This window comes from Autumnicola lenta, assembly GCF_031846515.1.
GTDB classification, from domain to species: Bacteria; Bacteroidota; Bacteroidia; order Flavobacteriales; family Flavobacteriaceae; genus Autumnicola; species Autumnicola lenta.
Window position 1 is genome coordinate 88,420 of record NZ_JAVRHO010000006.1, and the last position, 22,743, is coordinate 111,162.

Annotated in this window: 18 protein-coding genes; 5 read left to right on the plus strand and 13 right to left on the minus strand. The window is 40.1% G+C overall.

The features are described 5' to 3' along the window. Window positions 1-122: 122 nt before the first annotated feature. The 4 genes from mdh to asnB form a co-directional block, all read right to left on the minus strand. On the minus strand, window positions 123-1,049 hold the full coding sequence (gene mdh / locus RM545_RS05625; protein WP_311494339.1) for a malate dehydrogenase: 927 nt from the start codon (window positions 1,047-1,049) through the stop codon (window positions 123-125). An 88-nt stretch (window positions 1,050-1,137) separates the two neighbouring features. Beyond that, the gene (locus RM545_RS05630; protein WP_311494340.1) at window positions 1,138-2,094 is read right to left on the minus strand and encodes a DUF6588 family protein; all 957 of its coding nucleotides are present in this window, start codon (window positions 2,092-2,094) and stop codon (window positions 1,138-1,140) included. Between the two features lie 114 nt (window positions 2,095-2,208). Continuing rightward, a complete protein-coding gene (gene gyrB / locus RM545_RS05635) occupies window positions 2,209-4,149 on the minus strand; it encodes a DNA topoisomerase (ATP-hydrolyzing) subunit B (protein WP_311494341.1) in 1,941 nt (646 codons plus the stop codon). Between the two features lie 185 nt (window positions 4,150-4,334). Continuing rightward, window positions 4,335-5,954 carry an asparagine synthase B gene (gene asnB, locus RM545_RS05640; protein WP_311494342.1) on the minus strand — a complete coding sequence of 540 codons (1,620 nt, stop codon included), beginning with the start codon at window positions 5,952-5,954 and terminating at the stop codon, window positions 4,335-4,337. Window positions 5,955-6,223: 269 nt separating this feature from the next. Here asnB and RM545_RS05645 point away from each other — a divergent pair, with 269 nt between their 5' ends. Continuing rightward, window positions 6,224-6,781 carry a DUF2911 domain-containing protein gene (locus RM545_RS05645; RefSeq protein WP_311494343.1) on the plus strand — a complete coding sequence of 186 codons (558 nt, stop codon included), beginning with the start codon at window positions 6,224-6,226 and terminating at the stop codon, window positions 6,779-6,781. A gap of 47 nt (window positions 6,782-6,828) precedes the next feature. On the opposite strand, the gene RM545_RS05650 is transcribed toward RM545_RS05645, so the two are convergent. Beyond that, a complete protein-coding gene (locus tag RM545_RS05650; RefSeq protein WP_311494344.1) occupies window positions 6,829-7,461 on the minus strand; it encodes a 7-carboxy-7-deazaguanine synthase QueE in 633 nt (210 codons plus the stop codon). Window positions 7,462-7,593: 132 nt separating this feature from the next. Here RM545_RS05650 and RM545_RS05655 point away from each other — a divergent pair, with 132 nt between their 5' ends. Genes RM545_RS05655 through RM545_RS05670 form a run of 4 tightly spaced genes read left to right on the plus strand, consistent with a single transcriptional unit; the run spans window position 7,594 to window position 12,140 of the window. Continuing rightward, window positions 7,594-8,931, plus strand: coding sequence for a D-alanyl-D-alanine carboxypeptidase/D-alanyl-D-alanine-endopeptidase (locus tag RM545_RS05655; protein WP_311494345.1), 1,338 nt, complete (start codon window positions 7,594-7,596; stop codon window positions 8,929-8,931). Window positions 8,932-8,989: 58 nt separating this feature from the next. Then, complete coding sequence (locus RM545_RS05660; RefSeq protein ID WP_311494346.1) at window positions 8,990-10,039, plus strand: S66 peptidase family protein; 1,050 nt, start codon at window positions 8,990-8,992, stop codon at window positions 10,037-10,039. Between the two features lie 16 nt (window positions 10,040-10,055). Continuing rightward, window positions 10,056-11,573: a helicase HerA-like domain-containing protein gene (locus RM545_RS05665; protein ID WP_311494347.1), complete on the plus strand. Its 1,518-nt coding sequence runs from the start codon at window positions 10,056-10,058 to the stop codon at window positions 11,571-11,573. Between the two features lie 12 nt (window positions 11,574-11,585). Further along, complete coding sequence (locus tag RM545_RS05670) at window positions 11,586-12,140, plus strand: hypothetical protein (RefSeq protein WP_311494348.1); 555 nt, start codon at window positions 11,586-11,588, stop codon at window positions 12,138-12,140. A gap of 74 nt (window positions 12,141-12,214) precedes the next feature. On the opposite strand, the gene ftsZ is transcribed toward RM545_RS05670, so the two are convergent. The 8 genes from ftsZ to mraY all read right to left on the minus strand — a co-directional run bounded on the left by ftsZ (window position 12,215) and on the right by mraY (window position 22,712). After that, the gene (gene ftsZ / locus RM545_RS05675; protein WP_311494349.1) at window positions 12,215-14,194 is read right to left on the minus strand and encodes a cell division protein FtsZ; all 1,980 of its coding nucleotides are present in this window, start codon (window positions 14,192-14,194) and stop codon (window positions 12,215-12,217) included. A 29-nt stretch (window positions 14,195-14,223) separates the two neighbouring features. Next, window positions 14,224-15,579 (minus strand): cell division protein FtsA, encoded by a 1,356-nt coding sequence (gene ftsA, locus RM545_RS05680; RefSeq protein WP_311484615.1) that lies wholly within the window; start codon window positions 15,577-15,579, stop codon window positions 14,224-14,226. A 3-nt stretch (window positions 15,580-15,582) separates the two neighbouring features. Next, window positions 15,583-16,299, minus strand: a complete 717-nt coding sequence (locus tag RM545_RS05685; protein WP_311494350.1) for a cell division protein FtsQ/DivIB — start codon at window positions 16,297-16,299, stop codon at window positions 15,583-15,585. After that, window positions 16,296-17,642 (minus strand): UDP-N-acetylmuramate--L-alanine ligase, encoded by a 1,347-nt coding sequence (gene murC / locus RM545_RS05690; protein WP_311494351.1) that lies wholly within the window; start codon window positions 17,640-17,642, stop codon window positions 16,296-16,298. Before murC ends, RM545_RS05685 begins: the two co-directional genes overlap by 4 nt. 132 nt (window positions 17,643-17,774) lie before the next feature. After that, window positions 17,775-18,869 carry an undecaprenyldiphospho-muramoylpentapeptide beta-N-acetylglucosaminyltransferase gene (murG, locus tag RM545_RS05695; RefSeq protein WP_311494352.1) on the minus strand — a complete coding sequence of 365 codons (1,095 nt, stop codon included), beginning with the start codon at window positions 18,867-18,869 and terminating at the stop codon, window positions 17,775-17,777. Window position 18,870: 1 nt separating this feature from the next. Further along, window positions 18,871-20,073 (minus strand): FtsW/RodA/SpoVE family cell cycle protein, encoded by a 1,203-nt coding sequence (locus tag RM545_RS05700; protein ID WP_311494353.1) that lies wholly within the window; start codon window positions 20,071-20,073, stop codon window positions 18,871-18,873. 64 nt (window positions 20,074-20,137) lie between these two features. Beyond that, window positions 20,138-21,478, minus strand: a complete 1,341-nt coding sequence (murD, locus tag RM545_RS05705) for a UDP-N-acetylmuramoyl-L-alanine--D-glutamate ligase (protein ID WP_311494354.1) — start codon at window positions 21,476-21,478, stop codon at window positions 20,138-20,140. A 1-nt stretch (window position 21,479) separates the two neighbouring features. Next, window positions 21,480-22,712 (minus strand): phospho-N-acetylmuramoyl-pentapeptide-transferase, encoded by a 1,233-nt coding sequence (gene mraY, locus RM545_RS05710; protein WP_311494355.1) that lies wholly within the window; start codon window positions 22,710-22,712, stop codon window positions 21,480-21,482. Window positions 22,713-22,743: the final 31 nt, after the last annotated feature.

The window sequence follows — 22,743 nt, forward strand, 5'->3', positions numbered from 1 at the left end:
CAAATATAGGCTTTCAGAAATGAAATCCCAATATTTTTTTTTTGAATATTTTAACTTTTAAACATAAGAAAGACCACTAGTTAGTGGCCTTTCCTGCTTATGCTATTCTTCTGTAGTTTCTCTTAAACCTCCAGCAGTCCGTTGGTTTTCTTTACACCTTCGGCGCTTTCTTTAATTTTGTTCTTTTCTGCCTCGTCAAGTTCAATTTCTACTATTTCTTCTAATCCGTTTTTTCCAAGAATAGCAGGAACACCTATACAGAGGTCATTAAGTCCATATTCACCCTCAAGCAAAGCAGAACAAGGGAACATCTTCTTTTGATCGCAGGCAATTGCCTGTACCAAACCAGACACTGCAGCCCCGGGAGCGTACCATGCGCTTGTACCCAGCAATTTCGTTAAAGTTGCACCTCCTACTTTAGTATCTTCAGCAACCTGGTTCAGGCGATCTTCAGATAAAAATGCAGTTACCGGCACACTATTTCTGGTAGCCAGTCTGGTAAGGGGTACCATACCAGTATCACTATGTCCACCAATCACCATTCCATCCACGTCAGACGGTGGACATTCCAAAGCTTCACTTAATCTATATTTGAATCTTGCACTATCCAAAGCTCCTCCCATTCCGATAATTCTGTTTTTCGGAAGGTTGGTAGTTTTATGTACAAGATATGTCATTGTATCCATAGGATTACTCACTACTATAAGAATCACATCCGGAGATTGCTCGATAAGTTTAGAAGAAACTTCTTTAACAATTCCAGCATTTATACCGATTAATTCCTCCCTGGTCATCCCTGGTTTACGTGGAATACCACTGGTAATAACAGCAATATCACTACCTGCTGTCTTTGAATAATCGTTCGTACTTCCAGTGATTTTGGTGTCAAAGCTGTTTAAAGTAGCAGTCTGCATAAGGTCCATAGCCTTTCCTTCTGCAACCCCCTCTTTAATATCCAGTAAAACAACTTCTGAAGCAAAATCCTTAATTGCAACATATTCCGCACAGCTGGCACCAACAGCACCTGCTCCTACTATAGTAACTTTCATACTTAAATATTTATTCGGTTTATAATTAAAACAAAAATATGAATTATGTTAATGATTTTATAGTAACAAGGGGTTAAAGTACGTCTTCTTATATCCTGAAATGAAGGCCAACATTAAGATTAAAGAATTTTCCGGCCGTAGCCATTGTACTAACCTTAAACTGATTAAAGTAAATATTAAAACCAATATCTCCCTTAAATTGCGCTTCGGAATCTCCTAAGTCTTCCAATGCTTCATTTATAACGTTTAGTCCAAAGTTACTCCCTTGCATCATATAAGAAAAATCTGAACTAGCTACTCCAAGAGCTCCAAATATTTCAAAGTTTTCATATCGTTTTGATCCGAGCAATTCTGCAGTCCACACATTTGCATCCACATCTATAGCATCTAATTGGGCGAAATCAGCCAGATCAACAGGCTCAAAAGCATAGGCGACGTCAAAAATACTATAGGCAACAAAGGCAGAAAACTGAAAGTCTTCTGGCTTGTTATACCTGAGATATTGGCTAAAGTTATGTTTAATTCCGGCGCCATACTGGCTTACCTGCACATCATTAACGGTTAATTTTGGCATTGCCCTGACAGCAAGTTCTGTTTCATAAGGAAGACCGACGGTGACCTGCGCAAAAGGATGCGCCACAACACTTTGATCTACTCCCTCTATAGCCTGAAAGTCGAACTCCTGCCCCGCTACTTCTCCTTCAAAATAAACGTCAGAAGAAGAACCAAAAGCGGTAGGAATTATCGCACTACGCCCCCCTCCCTGAATATTGAGGGAACCCAAATTACTTATGGTAAACGATTTTCTACTTTCGGGTACAATTAAAGCATTGGCATGCAAAGAAACTTCGAATTTCCAAACTCCTAAAGTTTGTGCAGAAGAAAACCATCCTCCATTTGCCTGATAGGCTATACTGGTTGCTGCAGGTCGGGCAAAGTCATCAGCCATATTTTTCAAATCACTCACTAAATCCTCCTGGGCCGAGGCTGAAATACCCAGCAGCAATGCCGCAAGATATAGAATGCTATTTTTTAAGTTTTCCATAGGTGAAATTCAATTTTATTGGGGTGTAAAAATAGTAAATATTTTGCGCAAGGTTTCACAAAAAAAAACAGGCCTGCAAATCTGCCGGCCTGTTTATCATTTATTTAATACAATTTATGCGTCGATATTAGCATACTTCGCATTCTTTTCTATAAACTCTCTTCGAGGCGGAACCTCATCTCCCATAAGCATTGAGAAAATTCTATCTGCCTCTCCACTATTATCAATAGTCACCTGTCTCAATTTTCTACGTTCAGGATCCATTGTAGTATCCCATAGCTGCTCAGCGTTCATTTCTCCAAGACCTTTATATCTTTGGATTTGCACACCTCCGCTGTAACTCTCTGCAATTTCATCACGCTCCTTTTCTGACCAGGCATAGCGCTTTTTTGAAGCTTTCTTGACGAGATATAAGGGTGGTGTTGCGATGTAAATGTGCCCACCTTCAATTAACTCCTTCATATATCTATAGAAAAAAGTCAGGATCAACGTTTCAATATGGCTTCCATCCACATCGGCATCACACATAATCACAACTTTATGGTACCTTAACTTTGACAAATTCAAAGCTTTACTATCTTCTTCTGTTCCAATAGTAACACCAAGAGCCGTGTAGATATTTTTAATCTCTTCGTTATCGAAAACGCGGTGGGTCATCGCTTTCTCCACATTAAGAATTTTACCTCTCAAAGGAAGAATAGCCTGGAATTTCCTGTCCCTACCTTGCTTTGCTGTACCTCCTGCAGAATCTCCCTCTACAAGAAAAACCTCACATTGTGCAGGATCCTGTTCAGAACAATCTGATAATTTCCCGGGCAATCCACCAATACTCATTGCAGTTTTACGCTGCACCATCTCACGAGCCTTCTTGGCTGCATTCCTGGCTTGTGCTGCAAGAATTACCTTCTGAACAATAGTTTTTGCATCATTGGGATTCTCTTCCAGATAAATGTCAAGCATCTCGGACACCGCCTGAGAAACAGCTGATGTAACTTCACGATTACCTAACTTGGTCTTTGTCTGACCTTCAAACTGAGGCTCTCCAACCTTAACCGAAATTATTGCTGTTAAACCTTCACGGAAGTCATCTCCTGTGATTTCGAATTTCAGTTTGTCGAGTAATCCTGAAGCATCTGCGTACTTCTTTAAGGTAGTTGTTAAACCCCTTCGGAATCCTGAAAGGTGCGTACCACCTTCATGGGTATTAATATTGTTTACGTAAGAATGTAGATTTTCATTAAAAGAGGTATTGTAGACCATGGCCACTTCTACAGGAATATCATTCTTTTCCCCTTCCATGGAAATAACGTGACCTATAATAGGCTCACGGTTACCGTCTAAAAATTTTATAAACTCCTTCAGTCCTTCTTCAGAATGAAAAGTTTCAGAAACAAAATTTCCTTCTTTATCTTTTTGCCTCCTGTCGGTAAGACTTATGGTAAGTCCTTTGTTCAAAAAGGACAATTCACGCATTCTGCTGGAAAGTGTATCGTAACTATAATCTACAGTTTGCTGAAAAATACTGGGATCTGGCTTAAAAGTAACCACAGTCCCGGAAAGTTCCGTTTCTCCCACTGGTTTAACAGGATAAAGTGGTTTACCCAGCTCGTACTCCTGCTCCCATATTTGGCCGTCACGATATACAGTAGCTTTAAGCGCAGAGGATAATGCATTCACACAACTCACCCCTACCCCATGCAAACCACCGGAAACTTTATAGGAGTCCTTATCAAATTTCCCTCCGGCACCGATTTTGGTCATCACCACCTCAAGAGCAGAGACACCTTCTTTTTTATGAAGATCAATAGGTATACCCCTACCATTATCTTCTGTGGTGACAGAACCATCTTCATTTATAGTAACTTTTATTGTATCGCAATGGCCCGCCATTGCTTCATCAATAGAGTTATCTACTACTTCATAAACCAAATGATGGAGACCTCTTACTCCGGTATCCCCGATATACATAGAAGGCCGCATACGAACATGCTCCATCCCCTCGAGGGCCTGTATACTATCTGCCGAGTAAAGTTTTTTCTTGGCTTCTTCGCTCATGTAATGTGTAAATTAAATTCGTGTATTTTTGGTAACGAACAAATATAGCAAAACCCATGCTTTTACACTGTGAGAGCGAACTTTAAAGCCTTTAAGTTATTAACAATTAATGTGGAAAACCCATAGCAGAACCGATCAAAAAACCGGGCGCTACGGGTTAAACAAACCACACGAAAATTTTTTCTCTAGACTTTGGCTAATTCATCCAGTTGCTTCTTAGCAGTAGAAGCTACGTGTGAAGTATTTGCTCTTCCACTTGGATCCAAATCTGCCTGCCACTTAGGAACCCATCTCTTCACTGTTTTAGCTGCACTTTCCTGTGGGAAATGACTATGGAAGATCTCTCTGTAGAAGTAAGCTTCTTTTGTCGCAGGGGTATTGTGAGGGAACCTTTTTGCTGCTTCTGCCATTTGCTCATCAGTTACACGCGCAGCTGCATATGCTATAAGTTCATCTATCCAGTTATAACCCACACCATCGCTAAATTGCTCTTTTTGTCTCCATAAAACCTCATCAGGAAGGAAAGGCCGCTCCGGAGTATCAAAAGCTTTACGAAGAATGTACTTTTCAACACCATCATATGTGCTTGGCATTTTCTCTTTTGGCTCGGTTTCTATAGCTGTTTTAAGGAACTGCTTATCCAGAAATGGAACACGCGCTTCCAGGCCATGAGCCATTGTAGATTTATCTGCTCTTAAACAATCTGCAGTAGCAAGTCTTTGCACCCTTCTAATTGTTTCTTTCTGAAACTCTTCAGGAGAAGGAGCATTTTTAAAGTACAGGTATCCTCCAAATATTTCGTCTGCACCCTCGCCAGAAAGTACCACTTTCACCCCTTTATCTTTTATTCCTTTCGAAAGAAAATACATGGGTGTACTCGCTCTGATAGAAGTGACATCGTAAGTTTCCAGGTGCCATACAAGCTTTTTAAGGATTTCTATTCCTTCTTCAACAGTAAAGTATAGCTCTGTATGTTCTGTTCCTAAAAATTCAGCAACTTTCCTGGCAGCTATTAAATCAGGAGCCGTTTCATCCAGACCTATAGAAAAAGAATGCAATTTTTTACCTGTTCCTTCAAGCAACCTCGCCGCAATAGAAGATGTTAAAGAAGAATCAAGACCACCACTCAACAATACTCCTAATGGTACATCTGCCATTAACCGTTTTTTTGTAGCCGCGATAAGGCTTTCCCTCAATTTTGCAAGATCCAGCTTTTCTTTGCCTTTTTTATAATCATACCAGTCCGGAGTGTAATATTCTACAAAACCTGTTTCGGGAGTGTAGTAATGTCCAGGAGGAAATGCTGCAAAGTTTGAACAGTCATCAGCTAATGCTTTCATTTCACTTGCAAACCAGATAGCTCCATCATCATCTGTTCCGTAATAAAGTGGTTTCACCCCAATAGGATCACGGGCAGCAATAAAGTCTTTACCATCCACAACAACGAAAGAAAAATCTCCGTCCAGCTTATCTAAAAAATCATAACCATATTCTTCGTATAAATGAACAATCACTTCAGAATCCCCTGTAGTACGGAATTTATGATGCTTTAATTCATTTTCCCTAAGAGCTTCGTGATTATATATTTCACCATTATGTATCATCCAGGCAGTTGATGTACCCTGGATTGGCTGTTTTCCTGTTTCTAAATCTACAATAGAAAGTCTTTCGTGACTTAGTACATAACCTTCTTCGGTTATATGAACATCACTTTCGTCCGGCCCGCGGTGAGACATCCTCTTAGACAGGCTGCTTACTTTCTCTTTACTTAATCGATCTCCGATTACTGCTAAAATTCCACACATGACATTTTCGTTATTAATTTCAAACAAATATGAGCCGAAGCTTACACTTTTTAAAACCTCATTTACTAATTGGTTTCATCTGAAAATTTCAAATTAAATATTCGCACCTAAAAGATAGTTCGTGCACGAGTATTACTTATAAAAGATTACAGATGTAAAAATTCAGTATTTTAACAGCATCTAAATATATTTTTAACATAAAAGACGCCACGGCTAGAGTATCTTTAGAGAAAATATAGAAATAGTTAACAGTAAAATTAAAACAAGCAATGAAAAAAATATTGATAGCAATATTCGGACTAACACTTACATTCGGAAATTTAAATGCGCAGGAAGACAATATGAGCGCTCCTAATTTTTCGAAAATGGACTCCAGCCCAATGGATCTTGCCCTTTACCGGGACACAAACGAGGAACCTGTAGCAAGGGTAATATATAGCCGCCCACAAAGAAGGGATCGGGAAGTGTTTGGAAAGCTGGTACCTTATGGAGAAGTATGGCGAACCGGAGCCAACGAGGCAACAGAGTTAACCCTTTACAAGGATATGCAAGTTGCCGGCGAAAAAATTCCGCAGGGAACGTATACGCTTTATACTATTCCAAATGAAAACGAATGGACTGTAATCCTTAACAGAAAAACTCTTACGTGGGGTGCTTACGAATATTCAAGCGAACAAGATCTTGTAAGGATCAATGTACCCGTAAGAAAAGCTCCAAACGATATTGAGGCTTTATCCATGGCATTTCAGGAATCTGGTAATGGTGCCGACCTTCTGATAGGATGGGATGACAGCTATGTAAAAGTTCCTTTTGAACCAACAATGTAGAAAAAACATCTTTTAAAAATTAGAAAAGCGCCCTGGAGGCGCTTTTTTTATGGAATATTGAGGTATTTATGCGTTTGCAATGAAACCTTCCACTTTGGATTTTTCATTACATAATCTACGATAAGCGGAATCATTTTTTCCCTGTTGCTCCACTCCGGCTGCAGGTAAAGAATACAATTTTCACCAACTTTAGCTGCCTGCTCTTCCGCAAATTTTAAATCGTGCTTATTGAAAACAATGACCTTAAGCTCATTGGCGGCAGCATAAACTTCTTCCGTAGGCAACTTTATTTTCTTTGGAGAGAGACAAACCCAGTCCCACTCCCCGGTTAACTTGTAAGCTCCGGAAGTTTCGATGTGCGTTTTACAGCCTTTATCTCTAAGACTTTTAGTTAAAAGCGTCATATCCCACGTAAGCGGTTCTCCTCCCGTGATAACCACGGTATCACTACTTGCAGCTGCCTTTTCCACCATTTCACCAATATGCGTAGGTGGGTGCACTCCGGCATCCCAACTCTCCTTTACGTCACACCAGTGACAGCCTACATCACAGCCCCCAATCCTGATAAAATACGCCGCAGTACCCTTAAAAAAACCTTCCCCCTGTATCGTATAAAAATCCTCCATTAAAGGAAGCATTATACCTTCATCTACCAACGCCTGTGTTTCTTTTGTAATCATAGCGTGCAAAGATACGGAAACTGTTAGTTTATAGGTTTAAAATCCTTTTTCTTTCAAACCGACAAAAAATTTCCGCGGAATTGCACATATTTAAAGTAAATTCACATCATTCTAACCGGAAATCCTGAATTTTTGACGACTTCTAATTTTTACTATAAATCTTCTACGTTTCTACTAGTTTTTCTGCTACTCCTGCTTTTAAGTGGCTGTAGCGCTACAAAAAATTTAAACCAAAACTTAAGTAAGCAGATCAACCAAACTGGAAATTTCAGCACAGGTTTTACAGGTTTTGTTCTTTATGATCCTACTACGAAAAAGACAATTTTCAAACATAATTCGGATAAATATTTTACTCCGGCGTCCAACATCAAATTACTTACTTTTTACGCCGGACTCCAGACTCTGGAAGATTCTATTCCGTCCATGCGGTATGCTATTAAGAATGACAGCCTGATTTTTAAAGCTACCGGCGATCCTTCTCTTCTGAATCCTGATTTGCCAGATTCCGGACTGCTGGAATTTCTGAAAAGCCGCAATGAACAGTTATTTTATCTGAAGCCTTCTTATACTGAAAAAGCCTTTGGCCCCGGTTGGGCGTGGGATGATTATAATTACGCTTTTTCTGCGGAAAGAGCTGCTTTTCCTATTTATGGGAATAAACTGAAGGTAATTTTTAAAGAAAATAATCCTCTTCCGCGCACCAAACCTTCAGTATTTGAAAATCTAATCACTCCTGAAGAAAATTCACTGAAAAATTATACAGGAATACACCGGAAATTAAATTCCAATCATTTTACTTACATTCCGAAAGAAAACGAAGAGAATTTTGAAGCAAACGTTCCTTTTATTTATTCCGAAGAATTATTTCTGAAACTTCTCAGCGACACTTTGCAGCGCGAAATTCATCCAATTAAAGTTCTGCCTCAAAAATGGCAATTATCGTCCTCCTATTACGGAATTGCCACAGATACGCTTTACAAAAAGATGTTGCAGGAAAGTGACAATCTCATTGCTGAACAAATCCTGCTTTTAGCTTCAGAAAGTATTGCAGACACTCTAAAATCTGACATTGCAATAGAATTTATAAAGAAAAAACTTCTCAAAAGCCTTCCCGATGAGCCAATATGGGTAGATGGCTCCGGACTTTCCCGATATAATCTCATTACACCACGCACAATTGTAAAACTGCTGGAAAAAATTCAGAATGAAGTGGAATGGAAGCGATTATCTGCTCTTTTACCCGCCGGCGGTGAATCAGGAACTTTGAAAAGCAACTATAAAGCAGAATATCCTTTTATTTTTGCCAAATCTGGAAGTATGAGCAATAATTACAGTTTAAGCGGATATCTGAAAACCGATAATGGTAATATTTTGATCTTCAGTTTTATGAACAGCAATTTCACCGTTAGCAATCAACTCCTCAAAAAGAAAATTGAGCAAATACTGCTGTTCATAAAAGACAATTATTGAAAAAATTTTCAGGAAAGTCGGTAAAATGCCTAATTTCGGTAAGTCTCAACCTTCAAAAATGGAAAGAAGAAAATTTATTCAGAATATTGGAGCTGCAGGAATGGCAATTCCGCTGAGTTCCTTCAGCACTAGCACGAATTTTTCCATTTCCGAAGAAATTATACGTCCTAAAGCATTAAAAGAAGGCGATACAATAGGTATTGTAAGCCCGGCAAGTGCCATTTTTGAATCTGAACCTTATGAAATTGCCCGGGAATCGTTTGAAGCCATGGGATTGAAGGTGAAGTTTGGGAAATTTGCCAAAAACAGGTACGGACATCTCGCAGGAACAGACGAAGAGCGGGCAGGCGAATTAAACGAAATGTTTGGCGACCCGTCAATAATGGCAATTATCGCCCTTAGAGGCGGTTCCGGCTCGGCAAGGATTCTGGATAAACTGAATTACAATCTCATCAGGAAAAATCCGAAAATATTTATAGGTTACAGTGATATCACCGCATTACATCTGGCGATTTTTCAGAAAACCGGGCTCGTCACTTTCCACGGTCCGGTAGCAGTTTCTACCTGGAACAGCTTCAGCACAAATCATTTTAAAAAACTTCTTTTTGAGAAGGAAAAGCTTACACTTCAAAACCCCCAAGACAAAGGAGACGAACTTACACAAACAGAAAACCGCATTCGCACCATTCGTCCCGGAAAAGCCAGAGGAAAACTTCTTGGCGGTAATCTTTCAGTCTTAACCGGAATTATGGGAACTGAATATTTTCCGAAGGACTGGAAAGATAAGATTCTATATATTGAAGATATTGGTGAGAAAATTTATGCCGTAGATCGTATGATGTCGCAATTGCGACTTGGCGGAGTGCTGGAAGAAATTAGCGGATTTGTACTGGGCAAATGCAGCGATTGTGAGCCCGGCGGCAGTGGTTTTGGTTCGCTAACACTGGAAGAAGTTATAAATTCTTATATTGAACCTCTTAATATTCCTGCCTTTAGTGGCGCCATGATTGGCCATATTGATGATAATGTGACCATTCCCAACGGCATAGATGCAGAAATTAATGCTGAAGCAGGAACCATTAGCTTACTTAATGCAGCGGTGCGTTAATCTGTAAATATTTAAAGTGGAGAAAAGACAAAAATTTATTGATCATATTTCCTCTGGCTACCAGCCTAAAGGCCCTCACATTTATTTAGGTGCAGTGATGTATAACGGAGAAACTATTCCCGAAGCCGCTGTAAAGGTTCCGCTGAAAATGATGAACCGGCACGGACTAATCGCCGGTGCCACGGGAACGGGAAAATCTAAAACGCTACAAATTCTTGCCGAAAATCTTTCGGAAAAAGGAGTTCCGGTGCTTTTGATGGATGTGAAAGGTGACCTGAGCGGAATTGCAAAACCTTCTAATGGAGAAACTTTTCTATATAAAAGACACGAGAAAATAGGATTTCCATTTAAAACTAAAGCTGCCCCTGTTGAGCTTTTAACTATTTCTGAACAAAAGGGAGTACGATTAAGAGCTACCGTGAGTGAATTTGGCCCCGTTTTGCTTTCCAGAATTCTCGACGTGACCTCAACCCAGGCGGGAATAATTGCTATTATCTTTAAATACTGTGATGATAATCACCTTCCGCTTCTGGATCTTAAAGATTTAAAAAAGGTATTGCAATACGCCACAGATGAAGGTCGTGAAGAGATAGAAAAAGAATACGGCAGAATTTCTTCAGCATCTACAGGAGCTATTCTTAGAAAGATTGTGAGCCTTGAACAGCAGGGAGCAGAGCTTTTTTTTGGCGAACGTTCTTTTGATGTAAAAGATCTTACCCGAAAAGATGAAAATGGACAGGGCTTTGTAAATATTTTCAGGCTTACCGATATCCAGGATAAACCTGCACTTTTTTCCACTTTTATGCTGAGTCTGCTCGCTGAAATCTATACTACTTTTCCGGAAAAAGGTGACAGCGAAAAGCCAGAACTGGTCATGTTTATAGACGAAGCACATCTTATTTTTGACCAGGCTTCCAAAGCACTTCTCAGCCAGATAGAAAGCATCATAAAACTCATTCGCTCTAAAGGCGTCGGAATTTATTTTGTCACGCAGAACCCCACAGACGTTCCTTCCGAAGTACTTGGACAGTTAGGGCTTAAAATTCAGCATGCTTTACGAGCCTTTACTGCCAAAGACCGGAAAGCAATAAAATTAACTGCAGAAAATTATCCGATTTCTGAATTTTACGATACAAAAAACGAAATAACTACGTTAGGTACAGGAGAAGCGTTAGTTTCGGCATTAGATGAAAAGGGACGCCCCGGGCCGCTGGCAGCTACCATGCTTAGAGCGCCGATGAGCAGGATGGATATTTTAACGGGACAGGAACTGGATGAAATAATCGACCATTCTAAACTCGCTGAGAAATATAATAAGGAAATTGACCGGGAGAGCGCTTATGAAATCCTTTCTGAAAAAATTAATGAAGCTGAAGAGGAGCAGGCAAAGGAGAAAGCAAAATCTGAAAGGAAAACCGTGACAAAATCAAGTTCACGGAAACATACAACTACTGAAGGAGCTATTATTAAAGTATTAACCAGCGCAACATTTATAAGAGGAGTTATGGGTGTATTAAATAAGCTTATAAAATAACCTGACCGGAATATGAAAAACAACCTTTTACTATTACTACTAAGTCTTCTCCTGTTTTCCTGCAACAACGATGAAGATAATCCTTACCTGATCACTCCAACTCAGGTGGGAAAAATTAAAAAAGAGACCAGGATCAATCAATTGGATTCAATCTTCGCAGAGGATTCAATAATAAAACGCACGAGTGGCATTGATCAATTTAGAGCTACAAATGAGATACGGATTTATGAAAAGGGCGGTAAGCCATATATGTACCTCGAGCCCCTCCAGGAATTCGATTCTACAAGCACTATTGGCCATATAAGGATAATGGATGCCAGATATGAAACCAAAGAAGGTTTAAACATCAACAGTACTTTTAAAGATATTGTCAAAAATTACAACATTTCGAGAATAGAGAATACGCTTAATGCTGCCGTTGTTTTTCTTGATGATATAAATGCTTATATCACCATAGACAAAAAGGAACTTCCGTCTAATCTTAGGTATGATACCGATACAAGGATACGAGCTTCACAAATACCTGACGAATCCAAGATCAAATATCTTATGATCTACTGGAATTAATTGATTATACAATTCTCTAGAAATAAAAAAAGGTTCCGGAATTCCGGAACCTTTTTTTATTCAGTCTCTATTAATTAATCTACATTATCATGTAGAAAGGAATTATTTCTTCTAAACTGCAAGTCGTCGTTATCATCCTTTCCCAGGCTTGTCCTTGAAAGTTTGCTCTCTCCAGGCTTCCTGTCGTCCAGATCCACACCCTGTCTTTTGTAGGCTGGCTGCTTTTCTATCTCATCAATCTGAGCGGCATTACTCCTGAATTTATAATTAAACTCTTTCATTTTAGCCCGTCGCTCTGCAGCACGTTCAATAAGCATTTCAGAAATTGGGCTGTTAAACGGATCTTCTTCCTCTCCAGAACCCTGTTTCTTTTCCGGTGCCGGAGCTACCGTCTTCTTTTCAAAAGCGATAGTTTCATCTTTTGGCTCTTCCTTTTTTGCAGGTTTGGAATTTTCGAGTTTTTGCTCAAATTCCATGTAGTCATCCAGACTGTACCTCTTAACCCCCTGCGCAGAATTTTCTGTTACCGGAATTATTTCTACCGGCTCATTAACCTCAATATTCCTGGCTTTGTATGAAGTGTTTTCCTCTTCTTTCTGTTTTTCTTCCTGTTTTTTATTCTGCGGATTTACCGAAGTGGACTCTTTTTTTTCACTTTCTTCGTTTAGAGGAAAATCAAAAGTAAACATGATCTGATCGTCATTGGCCTCTTCCGGCTCATTAACTTCCACTTCAAAATTACTTTCTTCAGAAGTATCATTAATAATAAATTCTTCAGGATCAATTTCCTCATAATCCACATCCATATTCCTTGCTGAAGGTGGTGTGTATAGATTATCATCTTTCTTAGTAGAAATATTTCCTACTTCATCTACTTCTTCCAGTGCATCATCCAGGGTGTGAACAATTTTGTTCTCCTTCGGCTCCTCTTCAGTTTCTTCTGCTGTATTTTCTTCAAGAGATGAAGAATAGTAACCACCCTTTTTCGGCATTAATTCATGTTCGGCCTTCTGCTCATCTTCTAAGGTATGAATGATCTTCTTGGTTTCGGTATTTACGATATCATCCTGCTGCTCTACATTAAAACCCGTGGCGATAATTGTTACTGCAATAGCATCATCCAAAGTATCATCTTCACCAACCCCCATAATAATGTTTGCACTATGACCGGCTTCTGCCTGGATGTGGTCGTTAATTTCACCAATTTCGTCTATGGTAATTTCTTCGGCACCAGAAACAATTAGCAGTAATACGTTTTGAGCACCAGTAATTTTATTGTCATTCAACAATGGAGAATCCAAGGCTTTACGAATTGCATCGTTCGCCCTGTCGGCCCCAGATGCGCTTGCAGAACCCATTATAGCAGTACCACTATTGCTCAATACAGTCTTGGCATCGCGCAAGTCAATATTCTGAGTATAGTGATGAGTAATAACTTCAGCAATACCCCTGGAGGCTGTTGCCAGAACTTCGTCGGCTTTGGAGAAACCGGCTTTAAAACCGAGGTTTCCGTATACCTCGCGAAGCTTGTTATTGTTAATCACGATAAGTGAATCTACATGAGAACGCAATTTTTCTACTCCCAGCTGAGCTTGTTCATTTCGCATTTTTCCTTCAAACTGAAAAGGAATGGTACATATACCCACTGTTAAAATACCCATTTCTTTAGCCTGTTTGGCTATTACGGGAGCGGCACCTGTACCGGTTCCACCGCCCATCCCGGCAGTGATAAACACCATCTTGGTATTTACATCGAGCATCTGCTTAATCTCGTCAAAACTCTCTACTGCAGCCTGCTCACCCACACTGGGATTTGCACCTGCACCAAGCCCTTCGGTAAGGCTAACCCCCAGTTGGATTTTATTGGGAACGGAACTGTTATCCAACGCCTGCGCATCGGTATTACAGATCACAAAATCTACTCCTTTTATTCCTAACTGAAACATATGGTTAATGGCATTGCTACCACCACCTCCTACGCCAATCACTTTTATGACGTTTGATTGATTTTTCGGTAAATCGAATGAAATGTCTCCAAATTCTGTACTGCTCATAAATTCAATTTTACTGGTTGTATGTTGTATTACTCTGCGTTATCTAAAAAATCTTTAAACTTCTCTGCCCATTTGTCAAAAATGCTTTTCCTGGGCTCTTTTCGTTGTGAATCTGAACTTTCCTGCGAGAAAGATTCATCTTCAGGATCATCAGAGATTTCCTCCCCTACTTCATGCGCGTCATCTTCTTTTTTAAGAACAACCTCTTCCTGAAAACGGCTTTTGCTGTGTTCCAGGCTGTTCATTACCAATCCAACGGCGGTTGCGTACACCGGACTAGTGGTTTCAGAATCGTTGGTACCGGCAAGATGCTCGTTTGGATAACCAATCCTGGTATCCATTCCGGTAATATATTCTGCCAACTGCTTAAGATGTTTTAACTGTGCGCCACCGCCTGTTAATACCATCCCGGCAATCAGTTTTTTCTTCTGCTCCTCGTGGCCGTAATTTTTAATTTCCAGGTAGACCTGTTCAATAATTTCCACCACTCTGGCATGGATAATTTTTGAAAGGTTTTTAAGGGTAATTTCCTTGGGTTCCCTTCCGCGTAATCCGGGAATAGAAACAATTTCATTATCCTTATTTTCTCCCGGCCATGCAGAACCAAACTTGATCTTAAGCAGCTCTGCCTGCTTTTCAATGATCGAGCAGCCTTCTTTAATATCTTCAGTAATCACATTTCCGCCGAAAGGAATTACAGCCGTATGCCTGATGATCCCATCCTTGAAAATTGCCAAATCTGTGGTACCGCCACCTATATCGATTAAAGCCACTCCGGCTTCTTTCTCTTCCTGACTTAATACAGCGTTTGCTGAAGCCAATGGCTCCAGGGTTACTGCAGAAAGTTCAAGGCCCGCGCTTTTTACACATCTTCCAATATTTCTAATGGAAGAAACCTGGCCTACCACCACGTGAAAATTGGCTTCCAGGCGGCCACCGTACATCCCGATAGGTTCTTTAATTTCTGCCTGGCCATCTACTTTAAATTCCTGCGGAAGCACATGAATAATCTCCTCTCCCGGCAGCATTACCAGTTTATGAACCTGGTTGCAAAGGGTATGAATATCCTCTGCGTCTATAACCTCATCTGGATTTGGCCTCGTGATATAATCGCTGTGTTGTAAACTTCTTATATGTTGCCCGGCAATCCCCACCACAACATCTTCAATTTTTAATCCTGAATCTGCTTCAGCTTCCTGAATAGCCTGCTGGATAGACTGGATCGTTTGGGTAATATTATTTACCACTCCACGATGCACACCAAGACTTTTGGACTTCCCGATCCCGACAATTTCCACTTTGCCGTACTCGTTTTTACGCCCAATCATGGCTACAATCTTGGTAGTCCCTATGTCTAATCCTACTGCTATCTCCTTCTGTTCCATAAATTATTTTTTCGTGCAAACAACCTGATTACCAAATTGCAAGTTCACTTTTCTGTAGGTATTTAACTTATCGTCCTTAAGAGCCTTTTTGTAAAAAGCTTTAAAATTGTTGAACTTTAATTCTATGTTTTCTGCCTTACCGAAATACACCAGGAAATCTATTTTTCTCATTTCCAGTTCAAATTTTCCTGTGCTCAGGCGGTTAATTCCTGTTATATGTTGGGTTAAAAATTCATCATTCTTTATATAATCCAAAAGCGAATAAGCCTCTGCCACATTACCCCCGTCAAAGCCAAACATCAATGGCACACGAGCTGAATAATAAGGTGAAAGCGGCATTAACTCTCCATTTTTGTCCAGGTAAAAAGAAGAATTCCCCACAACCCTTCCAATAGGTTTACGCTGCCTGATCTCTGCCTGAAGTTTGCCATCCAGCGTCAAAAAAACTTCAGCGTTTTCTATCATGTCGTGGTTATTTAAGAGTGTTTCTACCCTATTCAAATCTAAAGTTTCTTTATCCATGTTTAGAGCGGCCACTTTATTTTGTATTAACAATTTATTAACCGCTTCCTCAGTCACATACAGATTTTCATCGTCTGTAAATCGCACTGCTACTTCACTGACTTTACGCGATTTCTGCCTCTTTTCAGCAAAACCGAAAAGGAACACGACAAGAGCGATTAGTAAAATTGCTTTTATATATCCTGAAACAGTTCTCATTGCAACGCCAATTTTACTTTTTCTACTTCCTCTCCAATGTCTCCTGCCCCCATCATAACTACCACTTCAGCGTTTGCACCTTTTATTTTTTCTGAAAGATCTTCCTTCTGAACAAGTTCCTTATTCTGATTATCAATTTTGTCCAGAAGCCATGCTGAAGTAACTCCTTTAACCGGAAGTTCCCGAGCCGGATAAATATCCAGTAACATCACCTGATCGAATTTGCTGAGGCTTTCAGCAAAATCATCTACAAAGTCTTTTGTTCTGCTAAATAAATGTGGCTGAAAAACCGCCAGAACTTTTTTCCCTGCATGCATTTCCCGAACAGCCTGATATACCGCCGAAATTTCTGCAGGATGATGTGCATAATCATCTATAAGAACAAAATTTTCAGATTTAATTTTATAGGAAAATCTACGTTTTACTCCTTTAAAACTATATAGAGCCCCGGCAAGCTGATTCGTGGGGGAACCATATTCTATCGCCATGGCCAGGGCTGTTATAGCATTTAGCAAATTGTGTTTGCCGGGTAAATAAAACTGTAAATTTTTTATAGTCTCTTTCGGAGTTTTTAAATCAAAATTATAAGCTCCGTTTTCTATTTTTATATTAATTGCTGAAAAATGGGCATTATCATCAATTCCAATTGTTGCGCCTTCCAGTGACAGCCCATTCCGCACAAATAACCTGCCATTAGCAGGAATCAGTGCAGCAAATTTTTTAAAGGTGGCCTGTAATTGCTCATTTTCGCCATAGATATCCAGGTGATCTGCATCCATAGAGGTAATTGCAGCAATATTTGGCGATAATTGTAAAAATGAACGGTCGAATTCGTCTGCTTCAGCAACTATTACCTCGTCGCCCTGCATAATGAGGTTACTTTGGATATCTTCGCTAATTCCGCCCAGAAAAGCCGTCACTTTTGCGCCGGTTTCCTTCAAAATATGCGCTAATATGGCTGTTGTAGTCGTTTTTCCATGCGTACCCGCAACGGCAAGCGTGAATTTCTTCTGTGTGACCATTCCCAATACCACCGCGCGCTTTTTGAGGTTATAATTATTGGCTTTAAAGTAGTTGAACTGCTCGTGGCCTGTGGGAATCGCCGGAGTATAAACCACTAGCGAATTTTTATCTGATATGATGGCATCCGGAATCTGCCCAATATCGTCCTTAAAGATAACCACGATCCCTTCTTCCTCCAGCTTTTTTGTAAGCGGACTAGGAGTTTTATCGTACCCGGAAACGTTCTTCCCTTTTGCGTTAAAATACCGCGCAAGGGCACTCATCCCAATCCCACCGATCCCGATAAAGTAAAAGTTTTGTATGTTATTTATATCGTTCAAATTTCGTTATTTCCTATTCTCTATTTTTTATTTCTTCATACCTACAAGGTTTAAAAACCTTGCAGGATTTCTGGCTTAGACCTTATAAGTTCTTGTAGACCTCACAGGTTTTAAAAACCTGTGAGGTCTGTGTTACTTATTTATCAGCTTTTCCACCTCATCTACAATATTGGCTGTCGCATTTGGCAACGCCATTTTTTTAATATTATCACCTAATTCTTTCTGCTTTTCTTCCGAGTTAACCAAATCGAAAAAGGCTTCTTCAAATTTTCCTTCCAGTTCAGCTTCGGTTAAAGTCAGCGCTGCATTATTTTTTGTAAACGCCATTGCATTTTTGGTTTGATGATCTTCAGCAACATTTGGCGACGGAATAAAAAGCACGGGTTTCCCCACAATACTTAATTCTGAAACGCTTCCTGCACCAGCCCGGGAAATAATGACATCTGCCGCCGCATAAGCCCAGTCCATCCTGTTCAAAAACTCATAAGTCTGCACCAAGTCGCTGTTATGCTTCCGGTATTCATCATAATATAATTTTCCAGTTTGCCAAATAAGCTGAATGTTCTCTTTTTCAAATTTTGGCGCCCAGGTTTCTATTAACTGGTTTATTCTTCTAGCACCTAAACTTCCGCCAATTACCAGTACGGTTTTCTTTTTCCTTTCAAGATGAAAAAATCGCTGCGCTTCTTCTCTCTTTTCAGTAACTTTTAAAAGATCCAGCCTCACAGGATTTCCCGTGATTACCGTTTTTTCAGCAGGAAAGAATCTTTTTACTTCTTCATAAGCCGCACAAATCATATTGGCTTGTTTTGACAAAATCCTGTTGGTTATTCCGGGATAAGAATTCTGCTCCTGGAGCAAGGTTGGAATTTTTTGAGAAACCGCCACACGTAGCAAAGGACCACTGGCAAACCCGCCTGTTCCTATCACCACATCTGGCTTGAATTTCCTGATTATTTTCCTGCTTTTGCTAAGGCTGCTCATTAGCTTAAATGGAAACATCAGGTTTTTCAAAGAAATTTTTCTCTCAATTCCGCTAATCCACAAACCCTCTATATCGTAACCCGCCTGCGGAACTTTTTCCATTTCCATACGATCTTTAGCGCCCACAAAGAGAACTTCGGAATCAGGATAACGCCTGCGAATTTCATCTGCAATAGCGATGGCCGGGTAAATATGCCCCCCGGTGCCTCCTCCTGATAATATGACACGTAAATTCTCTTTCACTTTAGATCGCTTCACTTAAAATATCTAACGGATTTTCATCATCAGTTTCCTGAGATTCCGCTTCTTTAATTTCTTCTCTTTTTGCACTTACACTTAAAATAATTCCCAGCGCCATGCAGGTCATCCAGATGGACGTTCCACCGCTACTTATAAGCGGCAGTGTTTGCCCCGTAACCGGAAATAATTCCACCGCAACCGCCATATTCACCAGTGCCTGGAAAACTATTGGAATTCCCACTCCCATTACGACCAGCTTTCCAAATGTTGAATTCGCTTTTGTGGCGACGATCACTATTCTAAAAAGTAACATGAGGTAAGCCAGCATCACACCAAAAGCCCCAATCAACCCCATTTCTTCCACAATTATCGCATAAATAAAATCTGAAGAAGACTGCGGTAAGAAATTCCGTTGTACAGATTTTCCTATTCCGGTACCGGTGACCCCACCTCTTGCAATGGCAATTTTCGCCCTTTCAATTTGGTAATCGGCTTCAGTATCATCATCATTAGCAAAATTTTCTATCCTGCTCGCCCAAGTGTCCACCCGGCTGGGCAGTACGCCGGGGAAGGCTTTTGCTGTAAGTATGAAAATTGCCAAAAATACGGCTCCAACCCCCACAATCGCACCAAGATATTTTAAAGGATAGCCACCCAGGAACATTAAAACCAGTGTCATTGCAAAAATTAATGCCGCGGTAGAAAAGTTAGCCGGAAGAATGAGTGCGAGAATGAGGAACACCGGTAACCACAAGGGTAAAATAGTTTCCTTAAATGTGACCGTTCTCTCGGTTATTTTAGATAAATACCTCGCTACATAAACCATAAGCACTACCGAAGCCAAAGTAGATGACTGGAAAGAAACTCCTAAAACAGGAATTTGTATCCACCTACTGGCATAAGCACCCCCAATAAAAGTGCCTTGTGCCACCGTATATATAAGCAGCACAATAATGACGGGCAGCATTAAAATCGACAATCCGCGGAAATAATTGTACGGAACGCGATGTACTGCAAAGAGCAAACAAAATCCCAATAGCAGATGGAAGAAATGCACCACCAGATAATTGAAGGTGCTTCCATCTCCATGAAGATACGCAAGATTACTACTGGCGCTGTAAACCGGCAGGAACGAAAATATTGCCAACAGCCCCGCGGTTGCCCAGATAACCTTGTCTCCTTTAAGATTTGAAAAAATACTGCTCATTTGTTACTTAATTCTTGTTTCAGCCCTCACAGGTTTTAAAAACCTGTGAGGGCTTGTCAACACCTTATAAATTCCTTACTGCTTCTTTAAACTGGCGGCCTCTGTCCTCATAATTCTCAAAAAGATCAAAACTTGCACATGCCGGGGAAAGCAAAACTGTTTCGTTTTTTTCAGCAATTTTGTAAGCAATTTTTATCGCTTCGCCCATAGACTGCGTTTCCACAATGGTATCTACGCAGTTTCCAAACGCAGCCATAATTTTTGCATTGTCCACCCCAAGGCAAATAATTGCTTTTACTTTTTCGTTTACCAAAGGCAACAAATCGCTATAAACATTCCCTTTGTCTACGCCCCCAACAATCCAAACCGTCTCGGTTTCCATACTCTCCAAAGCATAGAAAGTTGCATTGATGTTAGTAGCCTTAGAATCGTTGATGTACATCACATTGTTGATCTTAAGCACCTTTTCCAGGCGGTGTTCCACTCCCTGAAAATTCTCCATACTTTCCCGAATAGTTTGTTTCCTGATTCGTAAAAGTTGTGCAACCGTAGCGGCCGCCATCGCATTTTTTGTGTTGTGCTTGCCCTGAAGGCTAAGATCTGTTGTTGGCATATTAAATTGGGTATTATTTATTTTTACTATTATTTCGTCATTTTCTAAAAAGGCACCGTTTTCAAACTTTTTTTCTAATGAAAAAGGCAGCTTTTGTGCTTTAATCTGGTTTTTCTCGAGCCACTTCATAATATTTTCATCATCTGCATCATAAATGAAGTAATCTGATTCTGTTTGATTTTTAGTAATCCTGAATTTTGATTCTATATATTTATCCAGACTGTACTCATACCGGTCTAAATGATCTGCAGTTATGTTCGTTAAAACGGCAATTTTCGGCCTGAAGTTGAGGATTCCATCCAGTTGAAAACTACTCAGTTCCAATACGTACCACTCAAAGTCATTCTCTGCAACCTGTTTAGCAAAACTATCACCTACATTGCCCGCCATTCCTGCGGAAATACTTCCGGCTTTAAGAATATGGTGGACAAATTTTGTAGTGGTCGTTTTTCCGTTGCTTCCGGTAATACCAATTACTTCTGCTGAAGTAAATTCTGAAGCAAATTCAATTTCAGAAATTACCGGAACGCCTTTGCCCTTGAGTTTTAAAACCAGCGGAGCATTATCAGGAATTCCCGGACTCTTCATTACGACTGAAGCTGTCAGGATACTTTCTTCAGAATGAATATTCTCCTCCCATTCAATTTCATGATGTTCAAGAACTTCCTTATACTTTTCTTTTATCTTTCCCTTATCTGAAACAAAAATTTCAAAGCCCTCCTTTTTGGCTAATATCGCCGTCCCTACGCCACTTTCGCCTCCTCCCAGGATTGCAATGCTCTTTCTTTCCATATTATCTCACCTTCAGGGTAACTACAGTTACAATTGCCAGGAAAATCCCAACGATCCAGAATCGCACTACAATTTTACTTTCGTGATGCCCTTTTTTCTGATAATGATGATGCAGGGGTGACATCAGAAAAATTCTGCGGCCTTGCCCAAATTTCTGTTTTGTGTATTTAAACCATCCTACCTGCATTACCACAGATAAATTCTCCATGAGAAAAATTCCGCAGAGAATAGGGATAAGCAGCTCTTTTCTGGTCGCTATGGCTAAAACGGCAATTATCCCCCCAATGGTGAGGCTACCCGTGTCCCCCATAAAAACCTGCGCGGGATACGTATTGTACCATAAAAAACCGACCAAAGCACCCGCCATTGCGGTGATATAGATCGTCATTTCACCAGAGCGTGGGATATACATAATGTTGAGATAATCTGAGAAAATGATGTTACCAGAAACCCATGCAAAAATCCCCAGCGTAAGCACTATAATTGCTGAAGAGCCTGCAGCGAGGCCATCTACACCATCGGTAAGATTGGCTCCATTTGAAACTGCGGTTACAATGAAGATCACAATTGGAATAAAAATTAACCAGGCATATTTAGAATAATCCGGATTGATCCAGGTTATTAAACTTGCATAGTCAAATTCATTATTTTTTACAAAAGGAATTGTAGTTGTGGTGGTTTTTTGTTCCGGGCCCATCTCTCTGAGTCCCCCCACTTCCACTAACTCCTGATTAGGCACTACAGAATTTGCCTCTTCCTTTACGGTAATGCCGGGATGGAAATACATAGTGCCGCCAACAATTAAACCCAATCCCACCTGACCAATAACTTTAAAAACGCCCTTAAGACCTTCTTTATCCTTTTTAAAAATTTTTATATAATCGTCCAGAAAACCTATGGCTCCCATCCAAAGCGTAGTGACAATTAGCAAAATCACATATATATTATCCAGTTTCGCAAAGAGCAAAACCGGAATAAGTGTGGCAATAATGATAATTAAGCCACCCATGGTTGGGGTTCCTGCCTTTTCACTCTGACCTTTAAGCCCAAGTTCACGAACACTTTCGCCCACCTGTTTTGCCAACAAATAAGTAATTATTTTTTTACCATATATTGTGGAAATCGCTAAAGACAAAATAATGGCCATAGCCGACCTGAAGGAGATATATCCAAACAACCGAGCTCCCGGCAACTCATATTCTGACCCTAAATATTCAAATAGATAGTATAACATCCTTTATCTTTCCGATTTTCCTTTTTAAAAG

Coding starts and splice junctions, on each gene's coding strand:
- mdh (WP_311494339.1), bottom strand. CDS start 1,049: ATGAAAGTTACTATAGTAGGAGCAGGTGCTGTTGGTGCCAGCTGTGCG.
- RM545_RS05630 (WP_311494340.1), bottom strand. CDS start 2,094: ATGGAAAACTTAAAAAATAGCATTCTATATCTTGCGGCATTGCTGCTG.
- gyrB (WP_311494341.1), bottom strand. CDS start 4,149: ATGAGCGAAGAAGCCAAGAAAAAACTTTACTCGGCAGATAGTATACAG.
- asnB (WP_311494342.1), bottom strand. CDS start 5,954: ATGTGTGGAATTTTAGCAGTAATCGGAGATCGATTAAGTAAAGAGAAA.
- RM545_RS05645 (WP_311494343.1), top strand. CDS start 6,224: ATGAAAAAAATATTGATAGCAATATTCGGACTAACACTTACATTCGGA.
- RM545_RS05650 (WP_311494344.1), bottom strand. CDS start 7,461: ATGATTACAAAAGAAACACAGGCGTTGGTAGATGAAGGTATAATGCTT.
- RM545_RS05660 (WP_311494346.1), top strand. CDS start 8,990: ATGGAAAGAAGAAAATTTATTCAGAATATTGGAGCTGCAGGAATGGCA.
- RM545_RS05670 (WP_311494348.1), top strand. CDS start 11,586: ATGAAAAACAACCTTTTACTATTACTACTAAGTCTTCTCCTGTTTTCC.
- ftsZ (WP_311494349.1), bottom strand. CDS start 14,194: ATGAGCAGTACAGAATTTGGAGACATTTCATTCGATTTACCGAAAAAT.
- ftsA (WP_311484615.1), bottom strand. CDS start 15,579: ATGGAACAGAAGGAGATAGCAGTAGGATTAGACATAGGGACTACCAAG.
- RM545_RS05685 (WP_311494350.1), bottom strand. CDS start 16,299: ATGAGAACTGTTTCAGGATATATAAAAGCAATTTTACTAATCGCTCTT.
- RM545_RS05700 (WP_311494353.1), bottom strand. CDS start 20,073: ATGAGCAGTATTTTTTCAAATCTTAAAGGAGACAAGGTTATCTGGGCA.
- murD (WP_311494354.1), bottom strand. CDS start 21,478: ATGGAAAGAAAGAGCATTGCAATCCTGGGAGGAGGCGAAAGTGGCGTA.
- mraY (WP_311494355.1), bottom strand. CDS start 22,712: ATGTTATACTATCTATTTGAATATTTAGGGTCAGAATATGAGTTGCCG.